The organism is Halomonas sp. G15, from assembly GCF_021282295.1.
In the GTDB taxonomy this organism is placed as follows: Bacteria; Pseudomonadota; Gammaproteobacteria; order Pseudomonadales; family Halomonadaceae; genus Halomonas; species Halomonas alimentaria.
Genome location: NZ_JAJSPA010000026.1, coordinates 33,475 through 49,000, shown reverse-complemented (window position 1 = coordinate 49,000; position 15,526 = coordinate 33,475). Strand labels below are relative to the sequence as shown.

At 67.0% G+C, this 15,526-nt stretch carries 15 protein-coding genes; 5 read left to right on the top strand and 10 right to left on the bottom strand.

Features of this window, described 5'->3' with window-relative positions; genetic code table 11:
* Positions 1-61: 61 nt before the first annotated feature.
* From istA to LWH48_RS12535, 10 genes are all read right to left on the bottom strand, one after another.
* Entirely contained in the window at positions 62-1,600 is a 1,539-nt protein-coding gene (istA, locus tag LWH48_RS12580) for an IS21 family transposase (protein WP_232912836.1), read from the bottom strand.
* A 164-nt stretch (positions 1,601-1,764) separates the two neighbouring features.
* A complete protein-coding gene (rlmJ, locus tag LWH48_RS12575; RefSeq protein ID WP_232912835.1) occupies positions 1,765-2,496 on the bottom strand; it encodes a 23S rRNA (adenine(2030)-N(6))-methyltransferase RlmJ in 732 nt (243 codons plus the stop codon).
* A 104-nt stretch (positions 2,497-2,600) separates the two neighbouring features.
* Positions 2,601-3,278 (bottom strand): OmpA family protein, encoded by a 678-nt coding sequence (locus LWH48_RS12570; protein WP_161431929.1) that lies wholly within the window; start codon positions 3,276-3,278, stop codon positions 2,601-2,603.
* A gap of 100 nt (positions 3,279-3,378) precedes the next feature.
* Entirely contained in the window at positions 3,379-4,560 is a 1,182-nt protein-coding gene (gene hemW / locus LWH48_RS12565; protein WP_232912834.1) for a radical SAM family heme chaperone HemW, read from the bottom strand.
* Positions 4,560-5,174, bottom strand: a complete 615-nt coding sequence (gene rdgB, locus LWH48_RS12560; protein WP_232912833.1) for an RdgB/HAM1 family non-canonical purine NTP pyrophosphatase — start codon at positions 5,172-5,174, stop codon at positions 4,560-4,562. Before rdgB ends, hemW begins: the two co-directional genes overlap by 1 nt.
* A gap of 10 nt (positions 5,175-5,184) precedes the next feature.
* A complete protein-coding gene (locus tag LWH48_RS12555) occupies positions 5,185-6,444 on the bottom strand; it encodes an AAA family ATPase (protein ID WP_232912832.1) in 1,260 nt (419 codons plus the stop codon).
* Between the two features lie 48 nt (positions 6,445-6,492).
* A complete protein-coding gene (hemL, locus tag LWH48_RS12550) occupies positions 6,493-7,785 on the bottom strand; it encodes a glutamate-1-semialdehyde 2,1-aminomutase (RefSeq protein WP_161431925.1) in 1,293 nt (430 codons plus the stop codon).
* 155 nt (positions 7,786-7,940) lie between these two features.
* Positions 7,941-8,777, bottom strand: a complete 837-nt coding sequence (gene thiD / locus LWH48_RS12545) for a bifunctional hydroxymethylpyrimidine kinase/phosphomethylpyrimidine kinase (protein WP_232912831.1) — start codon at positions 8,775-8,777, stop codon at positions 7,941-7,943.
* On the bottom strand, positions 8,777-9,208 hold the full coding sequence (gene hemJ, locus LWH48_RS12540) for a protoporphyrinogen oxidase HemJ (RefSeq protein WP_161431923.1): 432 nt from the start codon (positions 9,206-9,208) through the stop codon (positions 8,777-8,779). The genes thiD and hemJ overlap by 1 nt, the downstream gene beginning before the upstream one ends.
* A 38-nt stretch (positions 9,209-9,246) precedes the next feature.
* A complete protein-coding gene (locus LWH48_RS12535) occupies positions 9,247-11,145 on the bottom strand; it encodes a chloride channel protein (RefSeq protein WP_232912830.1) in 1,899 nt (632 codons plus the stop codon).
* 129 nt (positions 11,146-11,274) lie between these two features.
* Here LWH48_RS12535 and argC point away from each other — a divergent pair, with 129 nt between their 5' ends.
* The 5 genes from argC to LWH48_RS12510 all read left to right on the top strand — a co-directional run bounded on the left by argC (position 11,275) and on the right by LWH48_RS12510 (position 15,364).
* The gene (argC, locus tag LWH48_RS12530; protein WP_232912829.1) at positions 11,275-12,309 is read left to right on the top strand and encodes an N-acetyl-gamma-glutamyl-phosphate reductase; all 1,035 of its coding nucleotides are present in this window, start codon (positions 11,275-11,277) and stop codon (positions 12,307-12,309) included.
* 213 nt (positions 12,310-12,522) lie between these two features.
* Positions 12,523-12,876, top strand: a complete 354-nt coding sequence (gene erpA / locus LWH48_RS12525; RefSeq protein WP_161431921.1) for an iron-sulfur cluster insertion protein ErpA — start codon at positions 12,523-12,525, stop codon at positions 12,874-12,876.
* Between the two features lie 116 nt (positions 12,877-12,992).
* Positions 12,993-13,781 (top strand): transporter substrate-binding domain-containing protein, encoded by a 789-nt coding sequence (locus LWH48_RS12520; RefSeq protein ID WP_161431920.1) that lies wholly within the window; start codon positions 12,993-12,995, stop codon positions 13,779-13,781.
* A 109-nt stretch (positions 13,782-13,890) separates the two neighbouring features.
* Entirely contained in the window at positions 13,891-14,562 is a 672-nt protein-coding gene (locus tag LWH48_RS12515) for an amino acid ABC transporter permease (protein WP_161431919.1), read from the top strand.
* Positions 14,563-14,596: 34 nt separating this feature from the next.
* Entirely contained in the window at positions 14,597-15,364 is a 768-nt protein-coding gene (locus LWH48_RS12510) for an amino acid ABC transporter ATP-binding protein (protein WP_269816198.1), read from the top strand.
* Positions 15,365-15,526 lie beyond the last annotated feature (162 nt).

The following is a 15,526-nucleotide window of genomic DNA, read 5'->3' as shown; positions in this document are numbered from 1 at the left end:
CAGCTTGAGGTGGCGCAGGGTGTCGAGCAGGGGCTGGGTCATCATCGGTCGTCTCCTCGGGTCAGTGGTAGTACTCGGCACCGCGCACGTTGGTGTGGGGCGGCAGGTCGTCAAGCGCCTCGGGGAGCGTCAGCATCGGCTGCTGATCCAGCCCCTGCTTGAGGATCGAGGCGATGCTGGCGTAGCGGGTGGTGGGGATCGCCAAGGCATGCGCGCAGGCCTGCTCCAGGCGGTCCTTGCCGTAGCGCCGGCTGAGCTGCAGCAGCCCCAGGCAGGCACGGTAGCCATGCTCGGGATGGGGACGGTCCTGCAGCTGCCGCTGGGTCATCTCCAGCGTGGCGACGCCGATGCCCTTGGCCCACGCCAGGAAGCGGCTTGGCGACCAGTCGCGGTGCGCCTGGTGGCGCTTGGGCATGTGCTCGGCCAGGGTCGAGAAACGCCCCGGCGCGTGGCGCGGGTGCGCCGCCACTCGGTGCCCCTTGTGGAACACCTCCACCATGGCGTGGGTCAGCCGTACTTCCAGCACCTGGCCGACCAGGCTGTGCGGGACGCTGTAGAAGCGTTTGTCGAGATCGAGGTGGTAGTCGATGCCGGGCCTGGCCTTGCGCCACTCGGCGTACTCGTAGGGCGTCTCCGGCAGCGGGCGCAGCACTGGCCGGTCGATGGCCACGAACAGGTCGCGCCGGCTCTCCTCGCGGCCCTGGAAGGGGCGGCGGTTGAGGTCCTCCAGCAGCTCGCGGATGGCCTGATTCAGCGAGGCCAGCGTGAAGAAGGTGTGGTGGCGCAGGCGGGCCAGGATCCAGCGCTCCACCAACAACACCGCGGCTTCCGCCTTGGCCTTGTCCTTGGGCTTGTAAGGCCGCGCCGGCAGCACCGCGACCTGGTAGTGCTGGGCCATCTCGGCGTAGGTCGCGTTGAGCTGGCTCTCGTAGCGACATGCCCGCGTCACGGCGCTCTTCAGGTTGTCGGGCACCAGTAGCTCGGGGACACCGCCCAGAAGCTGGAAGGTGCGCTGGTGAGAAGCGATCCAGTCGGGCAGCGCCTGGCTCCAGGTGGCCTCGGCATAGGTGTAGCTGGAGGCGCCCAGCACGGCAACAAACACCTGGGCCCGTCGCTCCTCGCCGGTGGCCTGGTTGATGATCGGCACGGTCGGGCCGCAGTAGTCGATGAACAGCTTCTCGCCGGCACGGTGGACCTGGCGCATGCTGCGCCGCTGGCGTTCCCGCCAGGCGCGGTAATGGTCGCAGAATCGACTGTAGCGGTAGGCCTTGTCGCCATGGACCTCGACGTACTCCGCCCACAGCAGCTGCAGGGTGACGCCCTTGCGCTTGAGTGCCTGGTGGACCTGGAAGTAGTCCGGCGCTGAGAAGCGCACCGGCGGCGATTTGGCCGGGAACAGCCGCGCCTCCAGCGCCGCCTCGTCGGTGCCGTCGGGCAACGGCCAGCGGATGCCGGCCACCTGGGCCAGGCTGACGTACTTGCTGACCACGCCCTTGGAGAGGCCGCAGGCCCGGGCAATCTTCTCGTGGCTGAGGCCGGCGTCGTACTTGAGGCGCAACACCTCGGTGATGGTTCGCATGGGAATCCTCGGTGCTGGCATGTCCCTCTCCTGGAGCGCAGGCAAAAGGAAGGGTATGCCGTAAAAGTCCGAATCATTCCAGCGAGTTAGGTGAGATTCCGGGAACGTGACCGATGATTCCGACATCGTGACCGCGGATTCCGGGAAAGAGGCCGAAATCGGTCACGATGAAATGGAATGGCCGGTCACGTTGGCCCGGAATGGTCGGTCACGATAGATCGGAACGGGCGGTCACGATGCCCCGGAATACGCACCTTGCGTACGCCACCGGCCTTCACGGCATCGAGCAGCTCGTGGTGCCGGCCTGCCGGCAGCAACGGGTACCACACCAGCACCACGGCATGCCGCGCCTTGTGCAGTGTCGCCAGCAGCGCCTGGGCCACCTCGACATACTCCTGCTTGCGCTCGTAGCTCGGATCGATCAGCACACACAGGCGCGGCGTCTTCACCGGCAGCCGGTCGACGAGTCCCTTCAGTCCGTCGCCATGAATCGTGCGGATATCCCCCTCCAGCGGCTGGCCCGCCAGATGGGCATGCTCCCCGGGATGCAGCTCGAAGAGCAGCTGGCGGTCACCGGAGCGCAGTCGCCGCCCCATCCACCAGGGCGAGCCCGGATAGTGGCTCAGGCGGCGGGGCTCCGGCTGCGCCTCGACCAGTGCCGCCAGCCAGTCGCCCAGCAGCGCCTCATCCATGAGTGACTCGCGCTCCTCCCACAGGGGCAGGACGCCCTGGCGATACTCATGCAGCCGGGATGTCTCCTCCGCGGCCAGGGGATAGAGGCCGCGACCGGCATGGGTATCTATGAACGTAACTGGAGATTCTTTACGTAACAGGTGGTTGATGACCCCGTGCAGGGTCAGGTGCTTGTGAACGTCGGCAAAATTACCGGCATGGTAGGCGTGCTGGTAGGAGAGCATGGGTGCGGACCCGCGTATCGGCAACGAGAGAGAAAAGGTCAGAGAAAGGGCCCACCACAGGAGTGGCGAGCCCGATGGGTTACCGCTGGGGTTCGAGGTAGCGCTTACTCGAAGCGGCTCTCGATCGGCGTCAGGGTAATCTCGACGCGACGGTTCTGGGCACGCCCCTGCTCGGTGTTGTTGCTGGCCACCGGCTGGTTCTCGCCATAGCCGGTCATGTTGAGGCGGCTGCCGGCGACACCAGCCTGGGCCAGGTAGTTGCCCACCGCCTGGGCGCGGCGCTCGGAGAGCCGCTGGTTGTAGGCGGCATCACCGGTGCTGTCGGTGTGGCCACCGATATTGACGCGGGTATCGTCGTACTGGGTCAGTACCCTGGCCACCTCGTTGAGGGCATTGCGCGCGTTGGAGGTCAGCTCGCTGGAGTCGAAGCCGAAGGTGACCTCACTGGGCATGTTGAGCACGATATCGTCACCGCGCCGGTCGACGCCGATGCCGGTGCCCTGGGTGCTCTGGCGAAGCTGCTCCTCCTGGCGGTCCATGTAGGCGCCAACACCGGCACCCGCTGCGGCACCCACGGCAGCCCCCACCAGCGCACGGTCGCGGCGACTGGTGCTGCCGTCGCCGCTCAGTGCGCCGGCGGCGGCGCCGACCACGGCACCGATGGCGGCACCGGTGCCGGTCTGGTTGCGGTCGGTCTGGCCGCTGTAGGGGTCAGTGGTGGCACAGCCGGCCAGCAGCACGGCAGCGGCCAGCGGGGCCATGAAACGAAGTGGCTTGGTCATCTTGGCGTTCTCCTTGGTTTGGGTCATTGGTCATTGGCCCGTTCGTTCATCCCTGGGGCCGTCAATGGCAGCGATTGCGATGAGCGTAGCACAGGCACCATCAGGACTCGTCGATGGACGCCAGCAGTTCGTTCAAGAATAGTAGACCTCGGGGGGAAGCTTGAACCCTTTGGCTATCTTCCACCAGAAGTCCTTTTTTGCGTGCGTTGGCGAGACGCTCGACCAGCACCGCTTCCGGCAGGCCGGTGGTCTCGCTCCATAGCGTCAGTGGCACGCCCTCGGGCAGCCGCAACGCGTTCATGGCGAACTCTAGCGGCAGGTCGGCCTCGTCGACGGGATGCGCATCGGCCACGAACCCTCGCGGATCATGACGACGCCGCAGATAGGCCTCGGGCTGGCGGCTCTTCCAGCGTCGCTCGATGCGCAAGCGGCCATCCTCGCCCGGGGCGCTCAGTTTGCCGTGGGCGCCGGCACCGATGCCCAGGTAGTCGCCGAACCGCCAGTAGTTGAGGTTGTGGCGTGAGCGGCGCCCCTCCCGGGCATAGGCCGAGATCTCGTAGCGCTGGAATCCCGCCGCCTCGAGGCACTCATGGCCTTGATCCTGGATCTCCCACAACGCCTCCTCCTCGGGCAGGGCCGGCGGGTAGCGGTAGAACTCTGTATTGGGCTCCAGGGTGAGCTGGTACCAGGAGAGGTGTTCCGGCTCCAGCGCCAGGGCATGCTGAAGGTCCTTCAACGCCAGTTCCGGCGTCTGCCCGGGAAGCCCATGCATGAGGTCGACGTTGAGGTTGTCGAAGCCCGCCTGGCGCGCTTCGGAAAAGGCCGCCTCGGCATCATCACCGCTGTGGATTCGCCCCAGTGCCGCGAGCTGTGGCGCCTGGAAACTCTGCACGCCCAGCGACAGGCGATTGATGCCCGCCTCACGGTAGCCGGCGAAGCGACCGCGCTCCAGGGTACCGGGATTGGCCTCGAGGGTGATCTCGATATCGTGGGCCAGGGGCAGGCGCTCGGCCACGCCTGCCAGCAGGCGCCGATAGAAGTCGGCAGAGAGCAGGCTCGGCGTGCCGCCCCCGATAAACAGGCTGACCAGCTCCCGCTCCGCGGCCAGCGGCAGGTCGGCATCGAGGTCGGAGAGCAGGGCGGCGAGATACGTCTCCTCGGGCAGGCCTGCGGAGCGGCCGACAGCGTGGGAGTTGAAGTCGCAGTAGGGGCACTTGCGCACGCACCAGGGCACGTGCACATAGAGGGCCAGCGGGGGGAGCGCCAGTGGGGGCAGCGCCATCAGTGGCTCCCGTGGTCCTGGCGGAACTGCTCGACCAGGGCCTGCAGGGCCCGGCCGCGATGGCTCAGCCGGTTCTTCTCCGCCGCCGGCAGCTCGGCCACGCTCATGCCCTGGTCGGGCAGCCAGAACAACGGGTCGTAGCCGAAGCCTCCCTCGCCGCGCGGATGGGCCAGGATCTCGCCCTCCCAGCTGCACTGAACGATCCTCGGCACCGGATCCTCGGGATGACGCAGATGCACCAGCACGCACCAGTAGCGCGCGCTGCGAGCTCCCTCGGGCACCTCGGCCAGCGCCTCGAGCAGGCGCGCGTTGTTGCGCTCGTCGCTCTTCGGCTCGCCGGCATAGCGGGCGGAATAGATGCCGGGGGCCCCGTGGAGGGCATCGACCTCCAGGCCGGAATCATCGGCCAGGGCCGGCAGGCCACTGACGCGGCTGGCCTCGCGCGCCTTGAGCAGGGCGTTCTCGACGAAGGTCAGGCCGGTTTCCTCCACCTCGGGTACGGCGAAGTCTGACTGGGGGCGCACCTGCATGCCCAGCGGCGCCAGCAGCTGGGCGAACTCGCGCAGCTTGCCGGGATTGCCACTGGCCAGCACCAGGCTAGCAATGGGGGTCATGGGATTCCTCTCAGGCAAGCTTCACATGCTCCTCGATAAGGCTCAGCAGGGACTCGGCGGCATTGTCCGCAGTGGTGTCGAGATGGACCAGGTGCAGGCGCTCCTCGTCGGCGAACGGCTCGAAACGTTGCTGCTGCTGCGCCAGCACCGCCAGGCTCTCCTCGACGGCTACGCCCTGGCGTGAGGCACGCTTCTCGATACGCCGGCGCAAGGTGGCGTCGTCGGCCTCGAAGCTGACCAGCAGGCAGGGCAGGCCGCGGGCCTCGGCCTGCTGACGCAGCTGGTCACGCTGGGCACGGGTCAGGCAGGTGGCATCCACGCAGGCGGGGATGCCGGCATCCAGCAGATAGCCGGCACAGGCGGCGAGGCGCCGATAGGTCGCCTCCGTAGCCGCCTCGCCGAAGATATCCACAGCCGCGGAGCCATCATCGCCCTGTGGATGGATCGAGGCGTCATCGGCCTGGGCGAGACGCTGGCGTTCCGCCTCGGAGCTGACCCGGATCGCCCCCAGCCCGGTGACCAGCCCCCGGGTAAAGCGACTCTTGCCGCTGCCCGAGACGCCCACGGCGATGACCAGCGGCGGGAAACGGAATTCGGCGATGCGTTCGGCCAGTGCCAGGTAGCGACGACACTCGGCCATGCTCTCGGCCTGCAGGGCGGGGTGTTCCGGATCGAGCCCCCGGGCGGGGCGGCGACGCAGGGCGCGCCTGGCGGCGGTCAGCGCATGGCAGGTGCCGAATAGCGACAGCAGTCGGGAGAGCTCGTAGTCGCCCGAGTGGCGCAGATAGCGATCCAGCGCCAGCCGCGTCAGTTCCGGGGTCTCGCGCCCCTCCAGGCCGACCAGCAGCGCCGCGAGGTCGCTGGCCGGATCGTCGGCAAGCTCGGCACCCGGCACCTCCAGGTCGCGCCCGATGGCATTCACCAGCAGCGGTCGACCGGCGTGGCACAGCCGGCTGGCGGGGTGACGCAGCGCCCAGCTCGGCACCCGGCGTGCGGCGCGGGCCTCGAGGATGGGTGTCAGGCGCACCAGGTCCTGCTCCAGCCAGTCGCCCAGCTGATCGAGTCGCTCGCGCTCCTCCTCATCCAGCAGGGCCTCGCGGATGGCCGCCAGTTCGGCCCCCATGGCCAGCGTCAATGGATGTCCGGCGGCCTGGGCTTCGGCATCATGGGAAGCCGCCCCACGGTGATAGGCCACCAGGGCATCGATGAGCGCCTCCAGCTCCAGACTTTCGCCACTACCGGCCTTGTCGGCATCCAGGGTATGACGCATGGCAGTTCTCCCGGTGGTGATTCGATGAGGCGTCAGTCCTGACGCTGCTCAGTCTTGACGTTGCATGGCCGCGAAGGCCTTCTCGGCGGCATCCAGGGTGAACTGGATATCCTCCGGCGTGTGGGCGCTGGACATGAAGCCCGCCTCGTAGGCGGAAGGCGCCAGGTAGACCCCCTCGTCGAGCATCGCAGAGAAGAAGCGACGGAAGGCGTCGGCGTCACAGGCGGTGGCCTGGGCGAAGTTGTCGACCCGGCTCTGGCCGGTGAAGAAGAGGCCGAACATGCCACCGGCACGCTGGGTGATCATCTCCACGCCGGCCGCATCGGCGCGCTCCTGGAGACCGTGGCAGAGGGTCTCGACGCGCTGGGCCAGGGCATCATGGAAACCCGGCTCGCGCAGCTTGGTCAGCAAGGCGATGCCTGCCGCCATGGCCAGCGGGTTGCCGGAGAGGGTGCCCGCCTGATAGATGGGGCCCAGCGGCGAGATATTGGACATGATGGTCTCGCTGCCGCCGAAGGCACCCACCGGCATGCCGCCGCCGACGATCTTGCCCAGGCAGGTGAGGTCGGGGCGCACGCCGTAGTGGGCCTGGGCACCGCCCATGGCCACCCGGAAGCCGGTCATCACCTCGTCGAAGATCAGCACGCTGTCGTGGGCATTGCAGACCCGACGCAGGCTCTCCAGGAAGCCGGGCTGGGGCGGGATGCAGTTCATGTTGCCGGCCACCGGCTCGACGATGATGCAGGCCACCTGATCACCGATCTCCTCGAAACACTGCTCCACGGCATCGATATCGTTGTAGGACAGGGTGATGGTGTGCTCGGCCAGGGACGCCGGCACGCCGGGAGAGCTCGGCTCGCCGTGGGTCAGCGCCCCGGAGCCCGCCTTGACCAGCAGCGAGTCGGAGTGGCCATGGTAGTTGCCCTCGAACTTGACGATCTTGTCGCGGCCGGTGACGCCACGCGCCAGGCGGATCGCCGACATGGTGGCCTCGGTGCCGGAGTTGACCATGCGCACCATCTCGATGGAGGGGATCATCTCGCAGATTAGGTCCGCCATGGTGGTCTCGATGGCGGTGGGGGTGCCGAAGGAGAGGCCGTTGTCGAGGCGCCCACGCACCGCCCCCAGCACGTCCGGATCGGCATGACCGGTAATCATCGGCCCCCAGGAGCCCACGTAGTCCACGTAGCGCTGGCCTTCCACATCGAACAGGTAGGCGCCCTGGGCGCGTTCCATGAATATCGGCGGACGCTGCAGCCCCTTGAAGGCGCGTACCGGGGAGTTGACCCCACCGGGGATATGCCGGCAGGCCTGGGCGAAGAGCTGGGCGGAGGTCGTCATGTCGTGTCGTGTCCTCGAGGCTGTGGATAATTCTCTGGATAAGCTATTCACAGGAAGTGAAGTGGCGGCAATTTCCGCCGATCGAGCGCCGCGGCGGCATGCCTGAACATTGCCCCCATTCTCGATGCTCCGGCCGCCAAAGGCCAGACCCTCCCTCAGGGAGAAGCGGGTGATGCGACGCTCGCCACCGTCGGCAGTCGCCAGAGGCGACGAGGCAGCGCCTGGCCCTCGCCGGGCCGCCAGCCGTGGGCCAATGCCTCCCAGGTGAATGCCTGTGCCTGCTCGCAGGCCATCACCAGTGACTCCCCGACGGCCAGACGCGACGCCAGGAAGGCCGCCATGGTGCAGCCTGAGCCGTGATAACGCCCCGCAAGCCGCGGCCAGCTCCACTGGCGACTCTGGTCCGGGGCATGCAGCGTATGCGCCACGCGGTCCGCCGGTACCCCCGGCGCCGGGTCATCGGTGCCGGTCACCAGCACCGCCTGACAGCCCAGGCGCATCAGCGCCACGGCCCGCTCGGTATCCTGCAGCAGGCTTGGGGAGAGCCGCGCCAGCTCCCCCCGGTTGGGGGTGAGGATATCCACACGCGGCAGCAGCCGCTCGCAGTAGGCATCGACGAGCTCGGTTGTGGATAACTCCCTGCCGCCGCCGGCAGACAGCACCGGGTCGGCCACCACCGGCACCCCGGGAAAGCGCCGGAGGATGTCGGTGATCGCATCCAGGGTCGCCAGGTCGGCCACCAGGCCGATCTTGATCGCCGCCACCGCGAACTCGTCGAGGGCGGCAACGCTGGCGCGCATGACCTCGGGGTCGGCGGGGATCACTCGCGAGACATCGCTGCAGGACTGCACGGTCAGGGCGGTTGGCACGGTCAGCGCCCAGCCGCCGCCGGCGGCAACCGCCTCGGCATCGGCCACCAGGCCGGCGCCGCCGGTAGGGTCGTGGCCGGAGAGCACGAGCACGACCGGCAGGTGGGGCGTGATGGCTGCCATCAGAACGGCTTGAGCACGGCGAGGAAGATGATGATCAACAGGGCAATCACCGGCAGCTCATTGAACCAGCGGAAGAACACGTGGCCACGCTTGCAGCGCGCCTCGGCGAACTGCTTCAGGTAGATCAGGCAGACATGGTGGTAGCCCACCAGCAGCGCCACCAGCAGCAGCTTGGCATGGATCCAGCCCTGGGCCAGCCAGCCGGGATTGAGCACCAGCATGATGCCGCCGAACAGCAGCACGGCGATCATGGAGGGGGTCATGATGCCGCGATAGAGCTTGCGCTCCATGACCAGGAAGTGGTCGATCGCCTGCTGCTCGCCGCGGTCGCGCGCCATGGCGTGATAGACGTAGAGCCGCGGCAGGTAGAAGAGGGCGGCGAACCAGGTGACCATGGCGATCAGGTGCAGGGCCTTGAACCACAGGTACATGGGAGCTCCTTGCGGGTGGTGGAGAAAGGGAGGAGGCGTCAGTTCTCGACGCGGTAGAAGCGCTCGATGGCGCCGCGGGTGATGATACCGGAAATCCGCTTCTGCTTCGGCCGATGGCCGTGCTCCACGTAGAGGGCATCGAGCATCGAGTCATTGAGCTTGTTGAAGGCCTCGGAGAGGGTGGCCTGCAGCCCGATGGGGGCAAGCTCCAGGCGCACGCCGGGAATCTCCAGCAGATCCACCTCTGGTGGCTCCTCCTTCTCCCTGGCCTTCTCCTTGCCCTTCTTGCGTTTCTTCGCCGCCTTCTCTTCGCCGTCGCCCTCCGGCATCTCCTTGGCGAGCTCCACCTTCTCGGCAGGCTCTTCCGCCTCGGCTTCCTCGGCGGCACTCTTCTCTTCTGCCGCCGCCTGCTCGGTGAGCCAGCGGGCCAGGTCGGCGGCCTTGAGCGCCAGCACCGGCTTGTCGTCGCTGGAACGCTCGATCAGTATCCACACCGGCTCCGATTCCAGCAGCGTTCGGGCACGCTCCCGGGAGACCATGCGCTGGGTGCGCACCAGCCGGCGCTCCATCACCGCCGGCACCGAGACCCGGGAGAGCGCCTGCATCAGCGGCTGCTGCAGGGGATGCAGTCCCTGGCGCGTGACGCTGATGAAGAAACCGCCGCAGCGGCACAGCTGACGCGCGGTCAGGCAGGAGACCACCACCGCCAGCATGCCGGGCAGGATGATATTCGGGTTGTGGGTCAGCTCGAGCAGCGCCATCAGCGCCGCCAGGGGCGCCTGCAGCACCGCGCCCATCATCGCCGCCATGCCCAGCATGGCGTAGAGCGCCGGATCCGAAGCCTCGATGGGCAACAGCCACTGGCCGGTCATGCCGCACAGCGCACCGGCCGCACCGCCGATTACCAGTACCGGGCCGATGATGCTTACCGGAATCCCGCAGGCCACGGTGCCGGCGGTGAGCAGCAGCTTGCCGATGGCCACGGCGAGCAGCACATCCATCGCCACCGAACCGCTGAGGGTTGCCTGCAGGGTGTCATAACCCATGCCCTGTACCTGGGGATACCACCAGGCCACGGCGCCAACCACCCCTCCCGCCATCAGGAAGCGCAGCGCCATGGGCAGTCGCTCCAGGCGCGGCCCCAGCCGCGAGACCCGCACGAACAGGCCGGCCAGCAGGCCAATCACCAGGGCGCTGACGATGATCCACGGCAGGTCGAGCAGGGAGTTGAGGTGCAGGTCGGGCACGCCGATCGCCGGGTCGGGACCATAGACCAGCTGGGCTACCACCGCGCCCATGGTGGAGGCCAGGATGACCGGCATGAAGCCGATGATGGTGTACTCCATCATCACCACTTCCATGGCGAAGATGACGCCGGCGATCGGCGTGTTGAAGGAGGCCGCGATGCCCGCCGCGGTACCGCAGGCGACCAGTACCCGAAGGCTGTTATGGGGCAGGCGCAGGCGCTGGCCCAGGCCGCTGGAGGCGGCGGCCCCCAGATGAATGGCCGGCCCCTCGCGGCCAGCCGAGAGCCCCCCCAGCACCGAGATCAGACCCACCACCCACTGGGTCAGCCAGTTGCGCAGCGGGAAGCGCCCCTGATGATAGGCCAGGCGATCGATCACATGTACGACGCCGACCTGGCGGCCGACCTGGGGGGTAAACCACATCCACAGACCGATCAGCAGCACCGCGGCCAGCGGCAACAGGCTGCGCAGCGCCGGCGGCATGGCTTCGAATGCCTCGGGGCTACCGGTAGGAAACAGCCACAGCCCGCCCAGCTCCAGCAGGCTGCGAAACCCCACCATCAGCACACCGGTCAGCACCCCTGCCACGACGCCCAGCACGCAGAGTTGCGGCAGGGCATCCACATTGGCAAGCTGTTGTCGAAAGCGCTCCAGTCCTTGACCGGCATCGAGGCGAGGCAAACGCGGCACGTCGCGGTTTCCTTTACGACTGAGTGACGACCCTTCCGGTCCTTCACCTGTGTATCATATTCCCGCAGGGCGATGACAGCCCGCCGCTTTCAGGGCGTCGGCCCTTTTTCGTCAATCAAGGAGTCTCACGTGATCAAGGTCGGAATCGTCGGCGGCACCGGGTACACCGGCGTCGAACTGCTCAGGCTGCTGGCCCAGCACCCGGAGGTGGAGGTCGAGGCCATCACCTCGCGTTCCGAGGCCGGCCTGGGTGTCGCCGAACTCTATCCCAACCTGCGCGGGCACTACGATGGCCTGACCTTCAGCGAGCCCGACGCCGACCGCCTGGGTGCCTGCGATGCGGTATTCTTCGCCACCCCCCATGGCGTGGCCCACGCCCTCGCCGGCGAACTGCTCGAGCGCGGCACCCGGGTCATCGACCTCTCCGCCGACTTCCGGCTGCGTGACGCCGCGGAGTGGGCCGAATGGTACGGCCAACCCCACGGGGCTCCCGAGCTGCTCGACGAGGCGGTCTATGGCCTGCCGGAGGTCAACCGCGAACGTATCCGCAGCGCCCGCCTGATCGCCGTCCCGGGCTGCTACCCCACTGCGGTGCAGCTCGGCCTGCTGCCGCTGCTCGAGGCCGGCCTGATCGACGCGGACCATGTCATCGCCGACTGCAAGTCCGGGGTCACCGGTGCCGGCCGCGGCGCCAAGGTGCCCTCGCTGCTGGCCGAGGCCAGCGAGTCCATGAAGGCCTACGGCGCCAGCGGCCACCGCCACCTGCCGGAGATTCGCCAGGGCCTGGGCGATGCCGCCAGCCGTTCCGTCGGTCTGACCTTCGTGCCTCACCTGACGCCGATGATCCGCGGCATCCACGCCACCCTCTATGGCCGGCTCACCGGTGAGCCGGGCGATCTTCAGGCGCTGTTCGAGACACGCTTCGCCGGCGAGCCCTTCGTCGACGTCATGCCCCCGGGCAGTCACCCCGAGACCCGCAGCGTCAAGGGTGCCAACCTCTGCCGGCTCGCCGTGCACCGGCCCGGCGACGGCGATACCGTGGTGGTGCTCTCGGTGATCGATAACCTGGTCAAGGGGGCTTCGGGCCAGGCGATCCACAACCTCAACCTGATGTTCGGCTTCGACGAGAACGCCGGGCTCGCCGCCCCCGCGATGATGCCCTGATCCGGCCCTCCCACAAAACATTGAGGGCGCCAAGGGGAGGTCGCAGAGGAGGTCCTACGCCAGGGATGGCGTCGGTAGCTTACAGGGAGGTATTCACAGCGCCTCCTCGTAGACCTCCCCTTGGGATAGCCCGAATAACCTATCGGAAAGTTGACCATTTTGCTGGGGATTGCGGATAATGACCGGTCACACTTCCTTCCCCTGGAGTCCTCCATGAGCGAAGCCGAATCCTTCGTCCCTACGCCCCTGATGCTGTCCGACAGCGCAAGGGCCCGGCTGCGTGCGCTGATCGAAGAGGAGGGTAACAGCGAGCTGAAGCTGCGGGTCTATGTCACCGGCGGCGGCTGCTCGGGCTTCCAGTACGGTTTCGATTTTGCCGACGAGGCGGCCGATGATGACACCGTCATCCCGTTCGGCGACGTGGCGCTGGTGATCGACCCGCTCTCCTACCAGTATCTGGTGGGTTCCACCGTTGACTACGAGGAGGGGCTGGCCGGCGCCCGCTTCCTGATCCAGAACCCCAACGCCACCACCACCTGCGGCTGTGGCGCCTCCTTCATGGTATAGCAGCGCCTCCCCGGCCGCGGGGAAGCGTGAGATCCCCCGACTTGACGCTCTGCGGGAATCTCGCCAAGGTTGAAATGGCGAGTCCCATCAGAAAAGTCCCAAGAACGGGGAATCTCATGAAACAATCTACTGCGGCAACACCCTTCCTGAAGCACACCCTGTTGGCCAGTGCCCTGGCGCTGGGCACCGGCCTGGCCGGCTCCGCCCTGGCCCAGGACACCACCGTCAACGTGGTCACCGACCCCAGCTTCGTGCCCTTCGAGATGCTCGATACCGAAACCGGCGAGATGGTCGGCTTCGACATGGATATCATCCATGAGGTGGCCGAGCGCGCCGGCTTCGAGGTCAACCTGACCACCATGGAGTTCAACGGCATCATCCCGGCCATCCAGACCGGCAGCCAGGAGATCGCCATCGCCGGTGTCACCATCACCGAAGAGCGCGCGGAGATCGTCGACTTCTCCGATCCCTACTACGACTCCGGCCTGCGCATCATGGTGCGTGCCGATAACGACGAGGTGGAGACCCTCGAGGACCTCGAAGGTCTGAGCGTGGCCACCAAGATCGGCTCCACCAGCTACGACTTCCTCCAGGAGAACCTGGGCGACAGCGCCGAGATCACTCCCTACCCGGGCACCTCCGACATGTACATGGCGCTGCTCGGCCGCAACGTCGACGCCGCCTTCTACGATGCCCCCAACGTCGGCTACTTCGCCCAGACCCGCGGCGAAGGCCGCACCAAGGTGGTCGGGCCGCTCTATGAGGGCCAGCAGTACGGCATCGTCTTCCATCAGGGCAGCGAGTGGGTAGAGCCGGTCAACCAGGCGCTGGCCGAGATGAAGGAGGACGGCACCTATGATGAGATCTACGCCAAGTGGTTCGGCGAGGCGCCCAGTGACGACTGAGGCGACTCCCCTCCCGATATCGTCGCCCTGAGGGCGACGCGAGAGTCCGCGGGGCCGGGCGGTGTGACCACCCGGCCCCGCGTCGTTCAACGCTCCCGGAGACCTCCTCGTGGACGTGACCTTCCAATTCGACTGGGCGGCCGCCTTCAGCTCGATACCCCACCTGTTGCCGGGGATTCCCTGGACGCTGCTGATCTCCTTCGGTGGCCTCGCCATCGGCTTCGTGATCGGCATCATCTTCGGCCTCATGCGCATCAGCCCGCTCTTCTGGCTGCGCCTGCCCGCCATCTTCTATATCGAGGTATTTCGCGGCACCCCCATCCTGGTGCAGGTGCTGTTCATCTTCTACGGCCTGCCACAGATCCTCGGCGAGCCGATCAACGCACTGACCGCAGGGATCGCCGCCATCGCCGTCAACTCGGGCGCCTATATCTCCGAGGTGGTCCGCGGCGGTGTGCAGTCCATCGAACGCGGCCAGCGCGAGGCCTCGCTCTCCCTGGGCCTGTCTCGTACCCAGGCCTTCCGCTACGTGATCTGGCCCCAGGCCCTGCGCCGCATGATCCCGCCACTGGGTAACCAGGCCATCATCAGTATCAAGGACACCTCGCTGTTCTCGGTGATCGGTGTGGGCGAGCTGGTGCGCCAGGGGCAGATCTATATCGCCACCACCTTCACCGCCATGGAAGTCTACCTGATGGTGGCACTGCTCTACCTGGCCATCACCTGGACCCTGTCGATCCTGCTGCGCCAGCTCGAGCGGCGTGGTTTGGTCGGCCAGTGATGGGGTTAAAAAAAGAGCGAGGGAGGCCAAGCACATGACACAGAAAGAGAACCCGACCACGGCCATCGTCCGCATGGAGAAGGTCAACAAGCACTTCGGCAAGCTGCACGTACTCAAGGATATCGACCTCGAGGTAATGCCCGGCGAGGTGGTGGTGGTCATCGGCGCCAGCGGCTCGGGCAAGTCGACCCTGATCCGCTGCATCAACGGCCTGGAGGAGTTCCAGTCCGGACACATCGAGGTGGACGGCAACGAACTCACCCCCCACGGCAAGAGCGGCCGCGCCCTGCAGAAGATCCGCACCGAGGTGGGCATGGTGTTCCAGCAGTTCAACCTCTTCCCCCACCTGAGCGTGCGCGACAACGTCACCCTGGCCCCCATGAAGGTGCGTGGCTGGAGCCAGGAGGATGCAATGGAGACCGCCGAACGCCTGCTGGAGCGCGTCGGCATTTCCGACCAGGCCGACAAGTACCCGACCCAGCTCTCCGGTGGCCAGCAGCAGCGCGTCGCCCTGGCCCGCGCCCTGGCCATGGAGCCGCGGCTGATGCTGTTCGACGAGCCTACCTCCGCGCTGGATCCGGAGATGATCGGCGAAGTGCTCGACGCCATGCGCGAGCTGGCCCGGGAAGGCATGACCATGATCATCGTCACCCACGAGATGGGCTTCGCCCGCGAAGTGGCCGATCGCGTCATCTATGTCCATCAGGGCGAGATCGCCGAGGAGGCCCCGCCGGAGACGATCTTCGATAGCCCGAATGATGAACGCACCCGAAGCTTCCTCTCTCGCGTACTCAAGCACTAGCTCAACCACCAGGATCGACTCCATCAGGATGAAAAAGGGCCCTGTCGCGTTGCGGCAGGGCCCTTTTTTCGTCTGTGGACAGAATTTTTTTCGATACCCCGGATTCTGGCTACGGGGCCCATGCTGGAGGGGCTCGTGGATAAATACCCCAGTTGTTCACAG